The organism is Mycobacterium venezuelense, from assembly GCF_054919535.1.
The window spans coordinates 20,433-40,913 of record NZ_JBONDW010000002.1; the positions used below are offsets into that span (position 1 = coordinate 20,433).

At 66.1% G+C, this 20,481-nt stretch carries 19 protein-coding genes and 1 pseudogene; 9 read left to right on the forward strand and 11 right to left on the reverse strand.

What is annotated here, in order from left to right:
• The first annotated feature begins 19 nt into the window (after nucleotides 1-19).
• The 4 genes and pseudogenes from ACRCUN_RS02745 (at nucleotide 20) to ACRCUN_RS02760 (ending at nucleotide 4,846) form a co-directional block, all read left to right on the forward strand.
• On the forward strand, nucleotides 20-1,078 hold the full coding sequence (locus ACRCUN_RS02745; protein WP_462140144.1) for a GNAT family N-acetyltransferase: 1,059 nt from the start codon (nucleotides 20-22) through the stop codon (nucleotides 1,076-1,078).
• Nucleotides 1,079-1,185: 107 nt separating this feature from the next.
• Nucleotides 1,186-2,490: a hypothetical protein gene (locus tag ACRCUN_RS02750; RefSeq protein ID WP_462140559.1), complete on the forward strand. Its 1,305-nt coding sequence runs from the start codon at nucleotides 1,186-1,188 to the stop codon at nucleotides 2,488-2,490.
• A gap of 160 nt (nucleotides 2,491-2,650) precedes the next feature.
• A pseudogene (locus ACRCUN_RS02755) lies at nucleotides 2,651-4,015 on the forward strand (DUF222 domain-containing protein); the annotation flags it as partial.
• Between the two features lie 45 nt (nucleotides 4,016-4,060).
• Nucleotides 4,061-4,846, forward strand: coding sequence for a class I SAM-dependent methyltransferase (locus ACRCUN_RS02760; protein WP_462140560.1), 786 nt, complete (start codon nucleotides 4,061-4,063; stop codon nucleotides 4,844-4,846).
• A 1-nt stretch (nucleotide 4,847) separates the two neighbouring features.
• On the opposite strand, the gene ACRCUN_RS02765 is transcribed toward ACRCUN_RS02760, so the two are convergent.
• Together ACRCUN_RS02765 and ACRCUN_RS02770 are read right to left on the reverse strand one after the other, a co-directional pair.
• Nucleotides 4,848-5,693 (reverse strand): enoyl-CoA hydratase/isomerase family protein, encoded by an 846-nt coding sequence (locus ACRCUN_RS02765; protein ID WP_462140145.1) that lies wholly within the window; start codon nucleotides 5,691-5,693, stop codon nucleotides 4,848-4,850.
• A gap of 12 nt (nucleotides 5,694-5,705) precedes the next feature.
• The gene (locus ACRCUN_RS02770) at nucleotides 5,706-6,290 is read right to left on the reverse strand and encodes a TetR/AcrR family transcriptional regulator (protein WP_462140146.1); all 585 of its coding nucleotides are present in this window, start codon (nucleotides 6,288-6,290) and stop codon (nucleotides 5,706-5,708) included.
• A gap of 56 nt (nucleotides 6,291-6,346) precedes the next feature.
• On the opposite strand from ACRCUN_RS02770, the gene ACRCUN_RS02775 reads away from it, so the two are divergent.
• Nucleotides 6,347-6,799: a 6,7-dimethyl-8-ribityllumazine synthase gene (locus ACRCUN_RS02775; protein ID WP_462140147.1), complete on the forward strand. Its 453-nt coding sequence runs from the start codon at nucleotides 6,347-6,349 to the stop codon at nucleotides 6,797-6,799.
• A gap of 8 nt (nucleotides 6,800-6,807) precedes the next feature.
• Here the strand turns inward: ACRCUN_RS02775 and ACRCUN_RS02780 are convergent, their stop codons facing one another.
• Together ACRCUN_RS02780 and ACRCUN_RS02785 are read right to left on the reverse strand one after the other, a co-directional pair.
• A complete protein-coding gene (locus ACRCUN_RS02780; RefSeq protein WP_462140148.1) occupies nucleotides 6,808-8,307 on the reverse strand; it encodes a DUF7782 domain-containing protein in 1,500 nt (499 codons plus the stop codon).
• The gene (locus ACRCUN_RS02785) at nucleotides 8,304-9,062 is read right to left on the reverse strand and encodes an SOS response-associated peptidase (RefSeq protein WP_462140149.1); all 759 of its coding nucleotides are present in this window, start codon (nucleotides 9,060-9,062) and stop codon (nucleotides 8,304-8,306) included. Before ACRCUN_RS02785 ends, ACRCUN_RS02780 begins: the two co-directional genes overlap by 4 nt.
• A 45-nt stretch (nucleotides 9,063-9,107) precedes the next feature.
• On the opposite strand from ACRCUN_RS02785, the gene aroA reads away from it, so the two are divergent.
• The 3 genes from aroA to ACRCUN_RS02800 are packed head-to-tail and all read left to right on the forward strand — an operon-like array spanning nucleotide 9,108 to nucleotide 12,379.
• Entirely contained in the window at nucleotides 9,108-10,412 is a 1,305-nt protein-coding gene (aroA, locus tag ACRCUN_RS02790) for a 3-phosphoshikimate 1-carboxyvinyltransferase (protein WP_462140150.1), read from the forward strand.
• Nucleotides 10,413-10,418: 6 nt separating this feature from the next.
• Entirely contained in the window at nucleotides 10,419-11,399 is a 981-nt protein-coding gene (rsgA, locus tag ACRCUN_RS02795) for a ribosome small subunit-dependent GTPase A (protein WP_462140151.1), read from the forward strand.
• A 53-nt stretch (nucleotides 11,400-11,452) separates the two neighbouring features.
• A complete protein-coding gene (locus tag ACRCUN_RS02800) occupies nucleotides 11,453-12,379 on the forward strand; it encodes an SAM-dependent methyltransferase (protein ID WP_462140152.1) in 927 nt (308 codons plus the stop codon).
• A gap of 10 nt (nucleotides 12,380-12,389) precedes the next feature.
• On the opposite strand, the gene ACRCUN_RS02805 is transcribed toward ACRCUN_RS02800, so the two are convergent.
• Nucleotides 12,390-12,815, reverse strand: a complete 426-nt coding sequence (locus ACRCUN_RS02805; protein ID WP_462140153.1) for a hypothetical protein — start codon at nucleotides 12,813-12,815, stop codon at nucleotides 12,390-12,392.
• A gap of 228 nt (nucleotides 12,816-13,043) precedes the next feature.
• Here ACRCUN_RS02805 and ACRCUN_RS02810 point away from each other — a divergent pair, with 228 nt between their 5' ends.
• A complete protein-coding gene (locus ACRCUN_RS02810; protein ID WP_462140154.1) occupies nucleotides 13,044-13,313 on the forward strand; it encodes a hypothetical protein in 270 nt (89 codons plus the stop codon).
• An 8-nt stretch (nucleotides 13,314-13,321) separates the two neighbouring features.
• Here ACRCUN_RS02810 and ACRCUN_RS02815 read toward each other — a convergent pair whose 3' ends face one another.
• The 6 genes from ACRCUN_RS02815 to ACRCUN_RS02840 all read right to left on the reverse strand — a co-directional run bounded on the left by ACRCUN_RS02815 (nucleotide 13,322) and on the right by ACRCUN_RS02840 (nucleotide 20,460).
• Entirely contained in the window at nucleotides 13,322-13,951 is a 630-nt protein-coding gene (locus ACRCUN_RS02815) for a TetR/AcrR family transcriptional regulator (RefSeq protein WP_462140155.1), read from the reverse strand.
• 297 nt (nucleotides 13,952-14,248) lie between these two features.
• Nucleotides 14,249-15,496 carry a fatty acid desaturase family protein gene (locus ACRCUN_RS02820; RefSeq protein WP_462140156.1) on the reverse strand — a complete coding sequence of 416 codons (1,248 nt, stop codon included), beginning with the start codon at nucleotides 15,494-15,496 and terminating at the stop codon, nucleotides 14,249-14,251.
• A 68-nt stretch (nucleotides 15,497-15,564) separates the two neighbouring features.
• Nucleotides 15,565-16,701 (reverse strand): ferredoxin reductase, encoded by a 1,137-nt coding sequence (locus tag ACRCUN_RS02825; RefSeq protein ID WP_462140157.1) that lies wholly within the window; start codon nucleotides 16,699-16,701, stop codon nucleotides 15,565-15,567.
• A 64-nt stretch (nucleotides 16,702-16,765) separates the two neighbouring features.
• The gene (locus ACRCUN_RS02830) at nucleotides 16,766-18,172 is read right to left on the reverse strand and encodes a metal-dependent hydrolase family protein (RefSeq protein WP_462140158.1); all 1,407 of its coding nucleotides are present in this window, start codon (nucleotides 18,170-18,172) and stop codon (nucleotides 16,766-16,768) included.
• 23 nt (nucleotides 18,173-18,195) lie between these two features.
• The gene (locus ACRCUN_RS02835; protein ID WP_462140159.1) at nucleotides 18,196-18,693 is read right to left on the reverse strand and encodes a DUF6912 family protein; all 498 of its coding nucleotides are present in this window, start codon (nucleotides 18,691-18,693) and stop codon (nucleotides 18,196-18,198) included.
• Between the two features lie 9 nt (nucleotides 18,694-18,702).
• Nucleotides 18,703-20,460 carry a BCCT family transporter gene (locus ACRCUN_RS02840; RefSeq protein ID WP_462140160.1) on the reverse strand — a complete coding sequence of 586 codons (1,758 nt, stop codon included), beginning with the start codon at nucleotides 20,458-20,460 and terminating at the stop codon, nucleotides 18,703-18,705.
• Between the last annotated feature and the right edge of the window lie 21 nt (nucleotides 20,461-20,481).

The window sequence follows — 20,481 nt, forward strand, 5'->3', positions numbered from 1 at the left end:
CGATGGCGAAAGGACCACGATGACATCCGGCCATACACCGGCCCTCGATCTACCCCTCAGCGCCCGAGTCAGCGCCCCTGCGACGGTTGACGTCCCGACCGTCGGCGAAGACCTGACGTGGCGCGCGGTGACGAAGGACGACATCGCGGCCATCTGGGTGCTCCTGCGCGCCGCGGGCACCGTCGACCACCCGCGCTTTCTGGTCACGAAGGAAGAAATCACCGAGGAGTTCACGCGATCCGATTTCGATCCGGCGGCCGACACCATGATCGCGTTCGACTCGTCCGGACAGGCCGTCGCGTACGGCACTTCGACCCTGAGCTCGAGTCAGGAATCACTCGTACAGGTGGCCCTCGACGGCGCGGTACACCCCGACCGCCGTGGCGAAGGCATCGGTACCGCGCTCCTGCGCTGGCAAGAGCAACGTGGTTTGCAGCATCTCGCCGGCTCGGACAAGCGCCTGCCCGGATGGCTGGGTTCCGGTGCGAACGAGGTCGCCACGGCGAAACTGCGCTTGCTGCACCGCAATGGCTACGAGTCGGTGAGATGGTGGCACGAGTTGGAACGCAATCTCGCCGAGCCGATTCCCGATGTCGCCCTGGATAACTCGGTGCGGGTAGTCAACTACGGTCCCGATTGGTCGGAGTCGACCCGGCATGCGCACAACGACGCGTTCCGCGATCACTGGGCCAGCCAACCCGTCACGCAAGAAGAATGGCAGATCGGCGATCGGCTCAGCATCACACGGCCCGACCTGTCGTTCCTTGCCGTGGCCACCGATGCCGATGGCAACGACCAGGTTGTCGCCTACGTGCTCAGTGAGGTCAACAAGGAAGAATGGGCGCTCGTCGGCCACACCTTCGGATATATCAACTCGGTGGGCGTCGTGCGGGAATGGCGGGGACGCAGGCTCGCCCAAGCACTGCTCACCCACACCATGCGCGCCTACCGGGCCGACGGGCTCGACCGTGCGGTCCTCGACGTCGACTTCGAGAGTCCGACAGGCGCATTGGCGTTGTACGAAAAGCTGGGATTCACCACCGTCGACCGTTCGATGAGCCTCGTCAAACAGTTCTGAGCGATCGCGCATTCAAAACGCCTGAGCCCAGCCCGTTTTTGGAGGTTAACCCCCGCGACGCACCCACCGCACTCCGCTAACGTCTTGGCGTGACGAGCGCAGCCGATTTGTCGGATCATCAGACAACCGATACACCCACGACGCCGCTTCCGATCTGGACGCCGGTGCAGAAGCTCGTTTTTCGCCTGCTGTTCACGGTTGGCGGCGGCATCCTCATTCTGTCCGTCTACGGCAACCTCGGCCTGGCTGTGCTGCTGAAGCCGTTGCTGGACATCCTCGCCCAGCTCGGCAGCTTGGTCGCCCGCGGTGAGGGCACAACCCTCAACTTGTCGGGCTCTGGCGACTCGCTGGCCACGTGGTGCTACCACTCGGGCTGGATCCTGGTGGCCCTCGTGATCACCGCCGTCTGGACGGCACTCGACCGGCAGCGGCCGAATTACCGTGGCCTCGCGGCGCTTCTACTGGTCGCCGCGAGATTCGCGCTCGCGATTTCCATGTTGGTGTACGGACTGGCCAAGGTCATCCCCGCCCAGATGGGTTACATGGCATTGCCCAGTTATCAGATCCAACTGGTGGGCGACGTCAATCTGATGAACACGCTGTGGGGTTTCATGGGTGCCTCCGCCCCGTACTCCATCGCCGCGGGCCTGGTCGAATTCGTCTCCGGCGTGCTGCTTCTGTGGCGGCGTACGTGGCTGATCGGTGCGTTGTTCGCCATCGTCGCGATGGGCCAGGTTTTCCTGTTGAACCTGTTCTACGACGTACCGGTCAAACAGGTCTCCGGGCAGCTGCTGCTCATCGCCGTCGGAATCACCGCACCCTACTGGCGCACCCTGGCTGTGGCGCTGCTGCAGCGCCGAACCGTCGAACCGGTGACGCTGTGGGCACCGCTGGGCTCGAGCACGCGGTGGCTGCGCCGCACCGGTACGGTGACGAAGTGGGTGCTCGCAGGCGCCTGCATCGTGCTCACCACCACGTTCGGCATCGTGGCTCTGCGTTACATGCACGAGCGGCAGTCGGAAATCGATGGAGTCTGGCGCACAACATCTTTCACGATCAACGGTCGGCAGGCGACGCTGCAGGACACCGCACCGGAGCCCTGGATCAACGTCGCGATCACATATCGGGCCAGCGACTACAAGAGCGTCGTCACGCAGAACGCGGCAGGCTACGTCACGGCGTACGAGGTCGAATTCCGCGATGACCGCATCGAACTCACCGATCCCGAGGGGTCCGAGCCGATCGTCCTCTACTACCGCCAGGACGAGCCGGATCGGCTCGTGCTCACCGGCACGCTCGACGGCAAGCAGATCGAAGCGCAGTTCGAACGCCGATTCCTGCAGAAGGCCAACTCGCATTTCCGCTTCGTCCAGCCCGACGTCGACCCCGGTTTCGCCGGCCGGTTGCCGTAGACGCACGGGCCAGTCGGCCACTTACCACGTGCCACTGACACATTCGGCGCACGGGCCGTCTGAAGCGCGCTTTTATCCCCAGTTTCGTTTTCATCCACAGATTCGCCCTGGCAGGTCGAGACCCACGGCATTTCGCACATGCGTTCGGTACGTTCGGGTCATGGCTCAGTTCACCACCGCAGAGGCAGCACGCGAGCACCTTCGTGCGCTGGCCGACCAAGTGGACGCCGCCTACGCCGCGATGGCAAGCCTGTGCTCGGATGGGGTGGGCAATGAGTTTCGCGTGGAGATGGCCGAGCGACTGGAGAGTCAAGAGCGCACGAACCGAGGTCTGATGTACCGGATCTTCGGCGAGATCGCCGATCCGCCGGACGAAGCCGGGATGGAACCGGCGGTGGCCGATAGCTTGTGGGCGCGGCTGCGCATCCCGCCGAAAGAGATCAAGCGCCGCATGAAGGTTGCCGCCCGGGTTCGACTGCGTCGCCAGCTGACCGGTCCGCCCGCCCCGCCCGAACTCCCACTGGTGGCAGCAGCATTGGAGGAGGGCGCCATCGGTGACGATCATCTACGCGCCATCTGCTGGGCCATCGACACCCTGCCGTCCGGTGTGTCCGATGACGACCGCGCCGAAGTCGAACGCAGCCTCGTGCGCGAAGCGCGAAAGAACGACGCCGAGATCGTCAAAACCGCCGGGCGGCGAATCGATGAGATCTTCAACCCCGACGGCCATTACAACGAAGAAGACCGGGCCCGCCGCCGCGGCCTGCGTCTCGGCCCACAAGGCCCCGACGGCATGTCGCGACTGGACGGCTGGATCGACCCTGAAACCCGCAGCTTTGTGGAAGTGTCGACCGCCGCGGTTCGCCCCGGCCGCCATCTACCCGACGGCACGCTTGCCAAGGTCGACGACGACCGCACCTCCGATCAGCGCTGCCACGACGGCATCAAACTCGGCCTCAAACTGGGCATCGCGTCCGGCGGCACGGGCTCACACCGCGGCCATCCGGTCACCGTGATCGCCCGCACCACCCTGGCCGAACTCAATCAGGCCGCGCACGCCGTGCATAACCCCGACATTCCGATGCCGACTCCCGCCCGCACCGGCGGCGATACCGCGCTGCCGATGCGGGATCTGATCCGCATGGCCGCTGATGCCATCCACTATCTGGCGATCTTCGACGACCACACCGAGCGTCCCCTCTACCTCGCCCGCCAGGCCCGCATCGCCACCGCCGACCAACGCATCATCTGCTATGCCCGCGACGGCGGATGCACCCGGCCGAACTGTTCAGAACCCGGCTATCACTCCGAGGTCCACCACAGTCCGGATTGGGATCCGGACGGCGCCACCGACGCCGACAAACTGTTCTTCGCGTGCGGGCCCGACCATGCCCGCGTCACCCGCGGCGAATTCATCACAAAAGTCATGCCCAATGGCCGCCTCGGCTGGACCGACGGCACGACCGCACTCCAGATCAACCACGTCCATCACCCCGACGAACTCCTGCACGACCCCGCCCCACCCGGCGAGGGGAACGACGGTGCGACAGCCGATCGGCATACTCGATCTGTGTCTGAAGCCAAACCCACCAACTGGGCCGGCGGGCGTTATGAAGCCGTCGCCGAACGTATCGCAGCCATCGCGGGTGAAGTCGTCGCCGCCGTCGACAGCCGTCGTCCGATCCAAGATGCCAAGGTGCTCGACCTTGCGTGCGGCACCGGCAGCGCCGCACTGGCAGCGGCGTCCGCAGGTGCCGCCGTCACGGGCGTCGACCTCACGCCCGAGTTGATCGAGATCGCCTCCAACCGGCCTGGTGGCGCCGAAGTCAACTGGGTGGTGGCCGACGCCGCCGATACCGGACTGCCCGATGCCGGCTTCGATGCGGTGACGTCGAACATGGGCATCATCTTCGTCGAACCGAACAGTCTGGTGGCCGAGGTCGCGCGACTGTTGCGGCCCGGCGGCGTGTTCGGGTTCTCCTCATGGATCCGCGATGGAGCAGGCAGCCCGTTCTACAACCCGATCGTCCAGACTCTCGGCCAGCCGCCGGCGTCGGGTCACTCCCCCGACGACTGGGGCGATCCCGAGATCGTGGCGACACGGCTGGCCGCCGGCTTCGACGACCTCGACATCGACAAGCGTTTGCACACTTGGCAATTCGAATCGGTGTCGAGCGCGATGCATTTCATCAGCCAGGAGTCGCCCATGCACGTCGATCTGCTGGGGCGGCTCGACGAGCCTCAGCGTGGGAAGCTGCTGACGGCATTCGAGACCGCGCTGGCCGAATGCGCTGATGCTACGGGCCAGGTGTCGTTCACCAGCCCCTACCTGATTGCGACCGCACGCCGCCGGTGAGCTAGTCCGCCCGGGTTCCGCGGGACAGCATGGTTTCAACGCTGTCGGTGAAGGCTGCGGTGGTGAAGCACGTCGGCTCGGCGAACTCCTCAAGCGTGAGAGCGTCGTTCCAGCTTGCGTCCGCGGCGGCACGCAACAACGGCTTCGCCATCGCAACGGCGTGCGGTGGCATCGCGGCGACCCGCGAGCACCAGGCATCGGCCGTCGCGAGCAACTCACCGTGAGCGACGACCTCGTGTACGAGGCCCAGCCGATGGGCGGCCTCGGCATCGATGTGCTCGCCCTTGAGGTAGTAGGCCAGCGCGCCCTGATAGCCGAGACGCCGGGTCAACGCCCAACACGTCCCGACCTCCGGGAGTAGCCCGAGGCGGCCGAACGCCGGCACGATGACGGCCCGCTCGCTGGCGATCGTGAGATCACACGTCAGTGCCCAAGCGAGGCCCACGCCGGCGGCCGGGCCGTTGAGTGCTGCGACGAAAATTGTGTCCGAACCGGCGATGAGCCGTGCGATCCCGCCGAATTCGCGGCGTATCCACCGCCAGACGTCGGCGGTTCCTTCGGCGTCGTATCTACTCTCGACGGCCGCACGCATCATCCGCAGGTCACCTCCCGCGCTGAACCCGGGGTCGGCACCGGTCAACACCACGGCCCGAATATCGTTGTCGGCCACCAGTTCCTCGATGTTGCGGCGCAACTGCCTGGTCAGCGGCGCGGACAGCACGTTGAGCCGGTCCGGATCATCGAGTGTGACGACGGCCCGGTCGCCGCTGCGTTCGACCCGAACCCGGGCGGGAGCTTGCGGATCATCGCCGTCGGCGACCATGGTGCGGTAAAGCGGCTTACTCATCCTGACCACTCCTCAAGTTTTGGTGCTGCCCAGTGCATTCCATGCCGCATCGGCGAACGTTTCGATAACGGCGGTGTCCATGTCGGCAAGGTCTCCGGCCACCCAGTACCGGGAATACTCCTGCGCCGGCCCGAGCCACAACGCGGCGGTGACTCCGGGCTGCATACGGACGAGCGCGCCGTAGGTATGGTGCGGACGCCACCAATCACGCACGGCCGCAAAGAAGTCCCGGTTCGCGGCGCGCAGTTCGGCGCTGTCGAGGCGGTCTCCGAGCAGAAGCCTGGCCTCGCCGCGGTGCGCGTCGACCCACGACAGGTGATGGCGAACACCGCCGCGAATTCCGTCTTCGGCGCCAGCCTGCTCACGCAGCATCGCGACGAACCCCGCCTGGTATTCGGCCATCACCTGCGCATAGACCGCGGCCGCCAATGCGGGCTTGTCGGGAAAGTGGTGATAGAGCGATCCGACGCTCACCTCTGCCTCGCGCCGCACTTCATCCAGGGTCGCGGCGATTGCACCCTCGGCCGCGAACCGGCGTCGAGCAACCGACAACAACCGCTCTCGGGAATCCCGGCCTCGCGATCTCGACGGTGACACGAGAATTACTCTACCATTACCGAGGAATTCTCTAATTCCTCTAGGAGGCCCAACCCATGCCGACCGACCGAACACGGCGCGTAGCCGTCGTCGCCGCACGGTGGCACGCCGAGATAGTCGACGAAGCCGTTGCCGCGTTCGCCCAGACCATGACCGACCACGGATATCCCGACACCGAAATCATCAGAGTGCCAGGAAGTTTCGAGATACCTCTCCACGTCCGCCAGCTTGCCGGCACGGGCCGCTACGCCGCGATCGCCGCGTGCGGGTTGGTGGTCGACGGCGGGATCTATCGCCATGACTTCGTGGCGTCGGCGGTTGTCGACGGCCTGATGCGCGTGCAACTCGAAACCGGGGTGCCGGTGTTCAGCGCCGTGCTCACGCCGCACCATTTCCACGAGCACGCCGAGCACGCCGCATACTTCCATCGCCACTTCGCGGTGAAGGGGCGCGAACTCGCCGACGCGTGCGCCGACACCCTCGCGAGCCTGGAACAGCTCGCGTCCTGACGTCTCGCTTACTGCGCCTGATAGAGGATGCCGCGGCCGATTGCCTCGCGCACCTCGGGAAGCGCGGCCGCGGCGAGCGCATCGGCGTCGACGCCGTGATGTGTCGCGAGCAGTTCGATGAGCGTGCCGAGCGGCACTTCGCCGCGGCATCCGGCGAGCAGGGCCCGTAACACTTCGTCGACGCCGATGACGGCGGCCGGGCCGCCCGGGCGGCGTACCGCGGCCCCGATCTGCTGCCAACCGTCCGGACCCGGTAGGGATTGCTCTTCCAGGAACACCGGCGCCGTCGAAAGCCGGGCCGCCAACAGCCGGTCATCTGACGAGTTGCGGAGGTAGTCGCGGCGCGCGAAGAACGCGTCGACCTCCGACCCGGTGACTATCTCGTCCGCAGCGGTGATCTCTTCGAGAATCTGCTCCGGCTCCTCGCCGTGACGGGGTGCCCGCAACGAGATCAAGCCCATACCGATACCGGCGATGCCGTGTTCGGCGAACCAATCCAGCCACTGCCCGCCGCGGTCGGCCATCTGTTCGGGCGTCTCCCCCGCATCGGCCAGCCACAGCGAGACATAGCTGATCGGGTCGGCGAGCTCGCGCTGCACCACCCAGGCGTGCAGGCCGGTGCCGGCCAGCCAGCCGCGCACTCGATCGCGCCAGTCAGTGCCTTCTGAGTCAGGTCGGACGATCCAGTTGGCCATGATGTGCGCCGTACCGCCCGGCGACAGGTGATCGCCGACTTGTTCAATCAAGCTCTGACACAATGCGTCTCCGGCGATGCCGGAATCCCGGTAGATGTAGTCACGCGCACCGGACCCAACCACGAACGGCGGGTTCGACACGATCAGGTCGAAGCGCTCCCCCGCGACGGGCTCGAACAGGCTGCCGTGGCGCAGATCCCACGACATGCCGTTGACGCGCGCCGTCGCAGCGGCGAGCGCCAGGGCCCGCTCATTGGTATCGGTCGCCACGATCTCGGCGCAGTGCGCGTCGAGATGCAGCGCCTGAATTCCGCACCCGGTACCCAGATCCAGTGCGCGGTTCACGGGTGTGCGAATCACGGCACGGGCCAGCGATATCGACGCGCCGCCGATGCCGAGCACGTGATCGTGCCGGAGGGGTCCACTGCGCAGCGCGGCGTCCTGATCCGAGACGACGATCAGATCGTTGGTTCCGTCGCTGTGCGGACGGATATCGAGCGCCGCGCGAACCGCACCGTCGGACACCTCGACCACACCGTTGGCGGCCAGAGCCTTCAACGACACCGATGGCAGCGCCCCCTCGACCTGTTCGCATGTTTCGTCGCTGCCGAGCAGGAACAGCCGGACGAGGACGGCCAGCCGCCGCTGATCGGTCGGTGCGGCGTTGGTGGCGCGCAGGGCGGGCCACCACACTCCCCGGCCGAGCGCGGCGTTCACGTCCGCGCCCAGCAGATCGGCCACTCCGTCGACCGTGTACCGAGCCGCGCGCAGATCTGCCCCGATCGCGTCGATGACGCCCGGATCGATGGTCAAAACAGGGATGCTTCCGGCTCGGCCGGCTCGATCAGCTCCGGCCCGTTGTTCCGCACGCTGTTGACCAACCGGGACACCTCGCGGATCGCGATCCGATCGAGGTCGCCGTGACCTCGCAGCAGCCCCTCGTCGATCGGGGAATCGGGATCGAGCCAGCGGTCCCAGTCCGCGGCGCTGATGGTCAACGGCATGCGGTCGTGGATGTCGGCGAGGGGCCCGGCCGCGTCGGTCGTGATGATCGTGCAACTCAGCAGCGGCGGTGCGTCTTTTGGTGCCCCGGCCGGACGCCACGTCGTCCACAGCCCCGCCATGAACAGGGGCTCACCATCCGCGCCGTACATGTAGAACGGCGTCTTCTCGCCTTTCTGGCCCTTCCACTCGTACCAGCCGTCCATCGGCACCAGGCAGCGCTTGTTCTTCGCCGAGTTGCGGAACGCCGGTGAGCTGGTCACCTTGTCGGCGCGGGCGTTGATCAGCAGCGGACCTTTGTTGTCCGGCGTGCCATCCTCGGCCGTCTTGACCCACGGCGGGATGAGACCCCAGCGCATCGACCGCACACGGCGGGTGGACTCGTCGTCGGGCTCGGTGTGCCGTTTGACGACGCTGCTGATGGTCGTGGTCGGAGCCACGTTGTAGTTGGCGCCGGCCACATCCTTGTCGCCGGAGGCCGACGACGCCGACGTAGTCTCGTCGATGGCCTGGATCTTCTGCGCAAGCAGCGCCGGGTCGGTGGTGACCGCGAAACGTCCACACATAGAGCCCATGGTTGCAGAATCGGGCGACAAGGCAGGATATAGGCCGTGAGCGGACGCGACGAGCAGAAAGCAGCCTGGGCTGCCCCGTCGACCACCACGCCTGTCGATGCGACGGTGACGGTGCCCGGTTCGAAGTCACTGACCAACCGAGCGCTGGTCCTTGCCGCACTGGCCACCCCGCAGGGCCCGTCGACCGTCAGCGGGGCCCTGCGCAGTCGTGACACCGACCTCATGATCGAGGCGATCCGCACGCTGGGCGTGACCGTGACGGGCGACGGTAGTGAACTGACCGTCAGCGGTGCCATCGCACCTGCCGCGGATGCCCGCGTCGACTGCGGTCTGGCAGGCACTGTGTTGCGGTTCGTGCCGTCGGTGGCCGCGCTCAGCACGGCATCGGTCACTTTCGACGGTGACGAGCAGGCCAGGGCGCGTCCGATCACCCCGCTCCTGGACGGGCTGCGCAAGCTCGGCGTCGACGTGGATGGCGACAGCCTGCCGTTCGTCGTGCGCGGCAGCGGCGCGGTCAGCGGCGGGACGGTCGAGATCGACGCGTCAGGGTCCTCGCAGTTCGTCTCGGGGCTGCTGCTGTCGGGCGCGTCGTTCACCGACGGGCTGACGATCGTGCACACCGGCGAGTCGGTGCCCTCGGCTCCGCACGTGGCCATGACCGTCGCGATGCTGCGCGACGCCGGCGTGCAGGTCGACGACTCGGTGGCCAACCGCTGGCACGTCCATCCGGGGCCCGTCGCCGCGCGGGCTTGGAGCATCGAGCCCGACCTGTCCAACGCCACGCCGTTCTTGGCCGCGGCGCTCGTCACCGGGGGCACCGTGCGGATCGCGGACTGGCCCACGGTCAGCATCCAGCCCGCCGACACCATCCTCGATCTGCTGACGAAGGTGAACGCCACTGTCCGACAAGCTGATTCACACCTGGAAGTCACCGGCGCCGACGTCTATGACGGTTTCGACGCCGACCTGCACGATGTCGGCGAACTCGCACCGACCGTGGCCGCCCTTGCGGCCCTTGCCCGCGAGGGCTCGACGTCGCGGTTGCGCGGAATAGCCCATCTGCGTGGGCACGAGACCGACCGCCTCGCAGCGCTCACCACCGAGATCAACGGCCTGGGCGGGGATTGCGCCGAGACCGAGGACGGCCTGCTCATCACCGCGCGGCCACTGCACGGCGGGACGTGGCGGTCGTACGCCGATCACCGGATGGCCACTGCTGGTGCGATCATCGGCCTGCGAGTGCCCGGTGTCGAGGTGGAGAACATCGAGACGACGGCCAAGACGCTGCCCGACTTTCCGCTGATGTGGGTGGACATGCTGGCGGACTCCGCGGGGGATTAACAGCCGTTGAGCGCGCGGGACTACGACGAATCCGACGTCCGCATCAGACCGGGTCGGGGTACCCGCCCGCGCACCAAGACCAGGCCCGGTCATGCCGACGCCCGTTCGGCGATGGTGGTGACAGTGGACCGCGGCCGCTGGGGCTGTGCGCTCGACCGCGATCCGCATCATCGCGTGACGGCGATGCGGGCCCGTGAACTCGGACGCACCCCGATCGTCGTTGGCGACGATGTCGACGTCGTGGGCGATCTGTCGGGACGCCCCGACACGCTCGCCCGCATCGTGCGGCGCGGTGAACGCCGAACGGTGTTGCGCCGCACCGCCGACGACACCGATCCCACCGAGCGGGTGGTCGTCGCAAACGCCGATCAGTTGCTCATCGTCGTGGCGCTGGCCGATCCGCCACCGCGCACCGGATTCGTCGAACGCGCGCTCATCGCGGCCTATGCCGGCGGCCTGAATCCCATTCTGTGCCTTACCAAATCGGATCTTGCGCCCCCCGAGCCGTTCGCCGCGCAGTTCGACGGTCTGGATTTGACGATCGTCAACGCGGGCCGTGACGACCCGCTCGATGCCGTCGCTCCCCTGCTGACCGGTCAGGTCACGGTGTTTCTCGGCCACTCCGGGGTCGGGAAGTCGACGCTCGTTAATCGACTTGTGCCAGAAGCTGATCGGGCTATCGGCGAGGTGTCCGGCGTCGGAAAGGGCAAGCACACGTCGACGCAGTCGGTCGCGCTGCCGATGGATGGTGAGGGCTGGGTGATCGACACACCTGGGGTGCGCTCGTTCGGCCTGGCCCACATCGAGCCCGATGATGTGCTGCTGGCATTCTCGGACTTGGCCGACACCATCGACGACTGTCCGCGCGGATGCGGGCACATGGGTCCGCCTGCCGATCCGGAGTGCGCGCTCGACACGCTGTCCGGCGCGGCGGCTGATCGCGTGACTGCCGCGCGGCGGCTGCTGGCGGTGCTGAAAGAAACCTGACAGTTCACCTGCCGCCCTTGCTGGTTAGCTCAGCTAAGCGTTAAATCGGTGGCATGGAACGCACCGAGAACGACACCTGGGATCTCGCCACCAGCGTGGGCGCCACGGCCACGATGGTCGCGGCGGGCCGGGCCCGCGCCACCAGAGCCGAACCCGCGCTCATCGACGACCCGTTCGCCGAACCCCTCGTGCGCGCCGTCGGCATCGACTTCTTCACGCGTTGGGCCACGGGCGATCTCGACGCCGAGGCGGTCGACGTCCCCGGTGCGCCATGGGGCATGCAACAGATGACCGACCTGCTTGCGGCGCGCACCCGTTACTTCGACGCGTTCTTCGCCGAGGCCGCGAAGGCAGGTGTCCGGCAGGCGGTGATCCTGGCCTCGGGCCTGGACGCGCGCGGCTACCGGCTGGCCTGGCCCGCCGGAACCGTGGTGTTCGAGATCGACGTCCCGGATGTGTTGGCGTTCAAGGCGCGCACGCTGGCCTCGCTCGAGGCCGCACCGACCGCAGACATCCGGAAGGTGCCGATCGATCTGCGCGACGACTGGCCGACAGCCCTGCGCGCGAGTGGGTTCGACCCCAGCGCGCCGTCGGCGTGGAGCGCCGAGGGGCTGTTGCCGTTCCTGCCCGCCGACGCTCAGGACCGATTACTCGACAACATCACCGCACTGAGCGCCCCGGGAAGCAGGTTGGCCTGCGAGGTCTCGCTACTCGGCAGCGATGCGGACGGGGAGAGCACCCCGGACTTGGACCCGATCACCGCACGTTGGCAGGAACACGGTTTCGACGTCGAGCTCGGCGAGCTCGGTTATCCGGGACCGCGCAATGACGTCGACGACTACCTCGGTGCCAGGGGCTGGACCACGGCGCGTACGGAGCTCACCGCCCTGCTTGCCGAAATCGGGCTGCCCGTGCCCGCGCGAACCGACGGCCAGCACTCGCTGAGCGACAACTACTACAGCACCGCGGTCAAGCAGTAGTTCGGCGAAATCAGCGCTTGGCCTTGGTCTGGTTGGCCGCCGCCTGCGCTTGCTCCTGCGCGGCTTCCTCTTTTGCCTTCTGGATCGCGGCCCGGCCTTCCGGACTCGCGGCAGAGTTACCCGGCGCCGTCGCCGTGGCCACGCCGGCGTTGCAGTTCAGGTTGAGCAGCACCGTGTCGGTCACCGGCGCGAAATCGTCGCCCTTGATCCATGGCGCCTGCTCTGAACTCGTGACCACGCAGTCGTCGTCGGACAACGAGTCACCCGACCGCGTCGAGACGACGCCCTTCATGCCGGCATCGGCAAGCGCCGATTGAGCGTCGGCATATGTTTGTCCCGCATAGTCGTCCGCCGCGGCGACACCCGTCGCCAACAATCCGACGGGAACCGCAGACAGCCCCACCGCGATGGCGGCCTTTCCAAGCAACTTTTTCATTCTGACCTCCGGTGAACCCGACCTGTTGAGAGCCAGAGGCTAGGAGCGGCGGCTGCCAGGCCCCTGGGAGAACAGCGGGTGAATACTTGGAATTGATCGGTTTTGGACTTCCAAGTCCGACCACCGGCACAAACAACGTGTCAATGCCTGCTAACTGCAATTGACCGTGAAAAAATTGGACGATAGAGTTCAGTTGAATATTCGCGGCTCATAGACAGGACATTCGTGATGACCTCACGTCGTTTACCCCGCCGCCTTGCCGCCACTGCCGGCCTGGCCGCTCTCATCGCCATGGGCGGTTTTGCCGTGGCCTGCGGCACCGGTGGCGAGGAAGCTCCGAGCACTCCGACGACCACTACCACCACGACCACGACCACCACCGCACCGAGTGTGGAGCCCACCGAAAAGGGGCTGAACCCCGACGGCGGGAACAAGTTCACGCCCACGCACATCGTGACCCCGGCGCCTCCCACCGGTGGCGGCAAGGGCGGCCACTAAAAACGTTGTCAGGCAGCCTGATACGACTTGATGTGATCGATCGCCATGTTGAGCGCCGATTGCATCAAACGCGGATCGTGCGCAGTCTGCGACAGCAGGTAACCGCCCTCTACCGCGGCCAGTAGCCCAGTCGCGAGACCCTTCGCGTCGATATCGGCGCGAAGGGCTCCGCTGTCTCTGATGCGCTGCAACGCCGCCGCGAGCAGATCCCGCCATTGCGCGAAATGCTCGGCCAGCGATACGCGTGCCTTGTCGTCACTGTCGGAGAGTTCGGCGGCCAGCGACCCCAGTTCGCATCCCCACAGACCACGGCGCAACGTACAACGTTGGACCATGGCGTCCCGCCATTGATCCAGGCCACGAAACGAGTCGACCTTCTCCAACCGCAGCCGCTGCCACGACAGAATCTCATCGGCCCGCAGCGTGATCACCTCGTAGACGAGCTCGGTCTTGTCGTCGAAATGCTGGTAGAACTGCGATTTACTGGCTGCGCTCGCGGCAAGGACCTCGTCGATCGTCGTGGCCGCCACACCCTTGACGTGCATGAGTTCGGCCGCGGCCGTCACGATGCGGTTGCGGGTCGCGACGCCCCGAGACGTCAACCGAGGCCGCGAAGCGGGTTCCTGTTCCGACGGCACACCTCAACTGTAAACCGAACAGTCCGGTCCACTTCATCCGACGCGTGCGCGTGGCTCTGATCGGCACTGCCCTCTGCCCGTTGTCACGCTAGCGTCGGCATTCGACGCCCACTGCCACTCCAGCGTGACAATCGGCAGCGAAGGCACCCAGCGGCCGAGACCCTCAGCACCGCCAGCCACGCTAGCGTGGCATTCGACGCCCACTGCCACTCCAGCGTGACAATCGGCCACGACACAGACCACAAAACGACCGTGGGCTGTGCCGAGATTCGGCACAGCCCACGGTCGGACGAAAAACTACGCGGCGCGCTTGGTGCGGCGCCAGCCGCGCACGGTCTCGATCGCGGTCTTCAAGCCGCGGCGACGACCGGTGTGGGGGTCGGTCACGCCGTACCCCTCGAGCTCGGTGAACATCCGCTCACTGCGGGTCTCCGGTGCGTTGTCAGCGGTGTCGCGCAGGAACCGGTCCGGCAACGACAGTTTGGCGATGGTGCGCCAGGACTTGCCGTACTGCACCAGGAACGAGCCGGTGGTGTAGGGCAGGTCGTACTTCTCGCACAGCGCCCTCACCCGGATCGAGATCTCGTAGAGCCGGTTGCTCGGCAGATCGGGATACAGGTGGTGTTCGATCTGATGGCACAGGTTGCCGCTCATGAAGCGCAGCACCGGGCCGTTGTCGAAATTGGCACTGCCGAGCATCTGCCGCAGGTACCACTGACCCTTGGTTTCGCCGACCATGTCCGTCTTGGTGAATTTCTCTGCGCCATCGGGGAAATGGCCGCAGAAGATCACTGCGTTGGCCCACACGTTGCGGATGATGTTGGCCATCGCGTTCGCCTTCAGGGTGGACTTGTAGGTCGCACCCGGCGACAGCGAGGTCACTGCCGGCCATGCCACGTAGTCCTTGAACACCTGCGCGCCGGCTTTGACGCCGAACTCGCGCACCCGGATCAGCGTGGCCTTGCGGTCGTCGCGACCCTTGAAAATCTTGCCGAGCTCCAGGTGCTGCAGCCCGACGCCCCACTCGAACAGCGTGCACAACATGGTGTTGTAGAACAGGTTGAGCAGGTTCATCGGCTTCCAGCGCTGATCGCGCGTCACGCGGATGAGGCCGTAGCCCACATCGTCGTCCATGCCGAGGATGTTCGTGTACTTGTGATGCATGAAGTTGTGGGTGAACCGCCAGTGCTTGGACGCCCCACTCATGTCCCACTCCCACGTCGAGGAGTGAATCTCGGGATCGTTCATCCAATCCCACTGGCCATGCATGACGTTGTGGCCGATCTCCATGTTCTCGATGATCTTGGCCACGCCCAGGGTTGCGGTACCCGCCCACCACGCCGAGCGGCGCGAGCTTGCCGCCAGCATGACGCGGCCCGCGAGCTCGAGGGCACGCTGTGCCGCGATGGTACGGCGGATATAGCGCGCGTCGCGCTCCCCGCGGGAGTCTTCGATGTCCTGACGGATCGCATCGAGTTCGATGCCCAGATTCTCGATGTCGGCATCGGTGAGATGCGCGAACGCGGGAACGTCGGTAACAGCCATCGTCAGCCTCCTTTCGCCTACCTACGCTACCGTAACCTACGAATCCGTAGGTTACCAGTCAGTAAAGCCTAAACGTCGAGCACACAGTCGCCGGAGGCGGCCGAGACACACGTCTGAATTCGGGTACCCGGATCGTGTTCGACGCCGGTTCGCAGGTCACGCACGTGACCGTCGACCAAGCCCACCACGCATGACTGGCAGATGCCCATCCGGCAGCCGAACGGCATCCGGATACCCACCTGTTCGCCGGCATCCATGAGCGGCGTCGCGCCGTCGACCGCGATCTCCTTGCCGCTGCGCTCGAACGTAACCGTGCCACCGGCACCGTGCGGGGCGGCGCGGCTCACGGCGAAGCGTTCGAGGTGCAGATTGCCGGACACCCCGGCCGCCGCCCACACCTTCTCGGCGTCGTTGAGCATCGCCTCGGGCCCGCACGCCCAGGCCTGACGCTCCTGCCAGTCGGGCACCTCGTCGCCGAGACGATCGAGATCGAGCCTGCCCTCGCTGCGGGTGCGGCGCAGGCGCAGCCGGTAGCCGGGATGGGCTTCCTGCAGAGCTGCCAGCTCCCCGCGGAACATCACATCGGATTCTGTTGGCGCCGAATGCAAATGGACGATGTCGGTGACCTGGTCCCGACGCACCAACGTGCGCAGCATCGACATCACCGGGGTGATGCCCGAGCCGGCCGTCAGGAACAACACCGACGCCGGCGCCGGGTCGGGCATGACGAAGTTGCCCTGCGGCGCAGCCAGCCGCACCACGGTCCCTGGTGCCAACCCTCCGACCAGGTGGGTCGAGAGGAACCCCTCGGGCATTGCCTTGACCGTGATGGTGATGGTGCGCGCACCGGTCACCGGGCTCGATGTGAGTGAGTAGGACCGCCAGCGCCAGCGCCCGTCCATCAACACACCGATGCCGATGTACTGACCGGGCTGATAGTCGAACGAAAAGCCCCATCCGGGCTTGATGACCAACGTGGCCGAGTCGACGGTTTCGCGCCGCACTTCCAGCACCCGGCCGCGCAGTTCCCGAGCCGACCACAACGGGTTGGCCAGCTTCAGATAGTCGTCCGGCAACAACGGCGTCGTGATCCGCCCGACGATGCTGCGCACCGCATGCCAGCCGGGGTTTTCCTTGGCTCCCGCGATGGTGGGGCGGACCGTATCGGCAACATTGGCCGAGATCTTGATGTAGTTCTTGGCCATGCAACCTACGGTACCGTAACCTACGGAGTAGTAGCCAGTCCTACGTCGAAATTTGACGGGCGCGTCAGGGCAGCGTGTTCTTATGGACCTTGCCGTCTTTCATGATCAGTTTGAAGTTCCGTTCTGGATCGGCAACCAGCGCAAGGTTTTTCAGCGGATCGCCGTCGACCAGCAGCAGGTCGGCCAACGCGCCTTCCTCCACCACACCCAGCTTGCCAGGGTACGGGCTGCGTTTACCGGACATGGCGAGCAGCTCGGCATTGGTCGAAGTGGCCATCCTCAGCACCTCCGCCGGGGTGAACCAGGTCCCCAGTTTTGCCAATAGGGCGCCCTGTTTGGGCGCCAGTTGCGGCGAGAACAGGATGTCGGTGCCGAATGCCGTCTTGAGCTTGTACTTACGCGCCAGTTCGTAGACGTTGCCCACCCCGTCGATGACCTCCTTGGCCTTCGCCGCTTCCTCGGAGCCTGGCGGGAACGCGCCGATGATCTCTTCGGGCAGCGGTTGTGTGCTCAGCCATACGTCGTTGTCCGCCATCTGTTTCGCGGTGGCTTCGTCCATCAGGTGTGCGTGTTCGATGCAGCGCACTCCGGCCCGGATGGCCTGCTGGATGGATTCTGGCGTGTACGCGTGCACCGTCACATAGGTGCCCCAGTTGCCTGCCGCCTCGGTGGCCGCGCGCAGTTCGGGTTCGGTGAACGTCACGGCGTCGAGCGGGCTGTGCGGGGAGGAGACGCCACCGCCTGCGGTCAGCTTGATCTGTGACGCGCCGAGAAAGAGTTGCTCACGGGTACGCGTCCGCACCTCGTCGGGACTGTCGGCGACCATGCTCGCACCGAGTGCCTCCTGGTGCGACACATGCCCGCCGGCAGTGCGCGGCAGGTCCGCGGGCGTCCGGAAGTCGCCGTGGCCACTGGTCACGGTGATGATCGCACCTGACGGGTAGATACGCGGGCCGTCGACCACACCCTCGTCGATAGCCCGCTTGAGACCGAAACTGGGACCGCCCAGATCGCGCACCGTGGTGAACCCGCGCATCAACGTGTCGGTGGCCTCTGCGCCCGCCAACAGGTTGAGGTACCCGGGGTCCAAAGTCGTCAACTGTGTCACCGGCGGCCGCACCAGCATCGTGTGCCAATGGTTGTCGATCAGGCCCGGCATCAACGTGCGGCCACTGCCGTCGATGACGGTGACGTCTGGCTCGGTGGGCAGCGGGTCGGTGGTGATCCGCTCGATGCGATTGCCCTTAACCCGCACATTGGACGGTGCCGACAACCTGTCACCGCGCCCGTCGAAGATCCTGACGTTGCGGAACTCCGTAATCCGCCCGGCCGAGTCGATGCCGGAGACCGACGGGCCGTCAGGTGGTCTTTCGGACGGCGAAGCCGTCGGTGTGCTGTCGCCGCCGTCGGCCGAACATGCGGTCATCGCCACCAGGAGGGTGAGCATCGCGGCCAGACGCAGACTCGTCATCGGCACAGTCTCCGATCAGTAGGTCACAACAGCTCGAGCAGGAACGGCAGCTCCTGCGGGGCATACCAGGCCAGATCGTGATCCTGTGCGTCACCGACGGTGAGTTCGGCGTCCTCGTCGCCGAGATCGGCTTCGTCGATGACATCCACTGCGGCCAGCACCGCCGCTTCGGCGTCGGCGTTGTCGACGTAGACGGCGATCACGGCATCGAGGTCCACCGGACCACCCAGCCGGACCACCGCGTCGTCGAGGTCCGGCCGCCCCGTCGCCTCCGGCACCTCGGCCACCACGACCGCGCGGCGGGTGGGTAGATCCGAGGAGCCGCCGGTGGCCAGCAGCCGAATCGACGCCAGTGCCGCTTCGCGCAGCGCTACCTCGGCGAGCTCGTCGTCGTCGCCCTCGGCGTAGGCCTCCCGCAGTGTCGGGGTCACCGCGAACGCCGTCCCGTTGACGACCCGCAACGACCGGTCGGCGACGAGCTGCTGCAGAGCGGCCAGGGTCGTCGGGATGTAGACGCGCACCCCGCGAGGTTAGCCGTCCGCCGCGGGATCTTTCTTCACCGCGATGACAAAGTCGTCGCCGTGTTGAGTGACACCGGCGACCACGGCGTCGTTCACCGCCTCGACCGCGTACTTCCGGCGCATCACCAACGGGTCGGTACGCAAGTCGCGTACCAGCGCCACGGCCAGACCCACCATCACGACGACGAACGGCAGCGCCGCGATGATCGTGATCTTCTGCAGACCGTTGAGTGCGTCCTCACCGCCCACCAGCAGCATGACCGCCGCAACCGCACCGGTGGCCACACCCCAGAAGATGACGGTGGGCCGGGTCGGTTTGATCGTGCCGCGCTCGGACAGCGAACCCATCACGATCGACGCCGCGTCAGCACCGGACACGAAGAAGATGGCGACCAGGACCATCACCAGAACGCTCGCCACGGTGGCAACCGGGTACTGGTCGAGCACGCCGAACAACTGCTGCTCGATACCGATGTCGTCGCCGACCAGGTTTGCGCCCTCCTGCTGGGCCCGGATCGCGGCCCCGCCGAACACGCAGAACCACACGAGCGACACCACGCTCGGGACAAACAGCACCCCGGCGACGAACTGCCGGATGGTGCGGCCCCGCGAGATCCGCGCGATGAACATGCCCACGAACGGGGTCCAAGAAATCCACCACGCCCAGTAGAAGACCGTCCACGCCTGCAGCCAGGTCTTCACCTCCGCGCCTTCGGCGCCGGTGCGGGCCGACATCATCGCCAGTTCCTGCACGTAGCTGCCGATCGACGTGGGAATCAGGTTGAGCATGAACACCGTCGGGCCCACGACGAACAAGAAGGACGCGAGCACGAGCGCCAGCACCATGTTGATGTTGGACAGCCACTGGATGCCCTTCGCGATGCCCGACACCGCCGAGAGCACGAAAGCGATGGTGAGTACGACGATGATGCCGATGAGGATCGCGTTGCCGGTCTGCCCCAGACCGCCCACGATCTGCAGACCACTGCGAATCTGAAGCGCACCCAAACCCAACGACGCCGCCGAACCGAACAGCGTGGCGAAGATCGCCAGCATGTCGATGACCTTGCCCCACGGCCCGTTGGCCCGCTCGCCCAGCAACGGCTCGAACGCCGCGCTGATCAACTGCAGCCGGCCTTTGCGGTAGACGCCGTAGCTGATGGCCAGGCCGACGACGGCGTAGATGGCCCACGGATGCAGCGTCCAGTGGAACAGCGTGGTCGCCATCGCGATCTGGACGGCTTCGGGATTGCCCGCATCGCCGGTGCCGGGCGGCGGTGTCACGAAGTGCGACAGCGGCTCGGAGACCCCGAAGAACATCAGGCCGATGCCCATGCCTGCGGAGAACATCATCGCCACCCACGACACGGTGCGAAACTCGGGCTCCTCGTCGTCTCGGCCCAGCGGGATGTTGCCGTAGCGGCTGATCGCCAGCCACACGACGAACACCACGAATCCGGATGCGGTCAGGACGAACAGCCAGCCGGTGTTGTTCATCACCCAGCCGAGTGCGCTGGTCGAGGCGGTGGCGAGCGAGTCGGTGCTGAGAAAACCCCAGACCAGGAATCCGAGGGCGATCACGGCGGTGACGCCGAAGACCACCCAGTCAAGTCCCTCCCTGCGGGTATAGGCCTTCTCCTCGACCGGGATGTCGAGGACAGGGTGGTGAGGTACTACCTCGCCGGCGGGCGACTTGAGTGCTTTTTCTGTTTTCTTGGCTTCTTGCGTGTGCTTGTCGGATCTACTTTTTCGTATCTCAGCGGTCATGGTGAATTCATCAGACCGCGA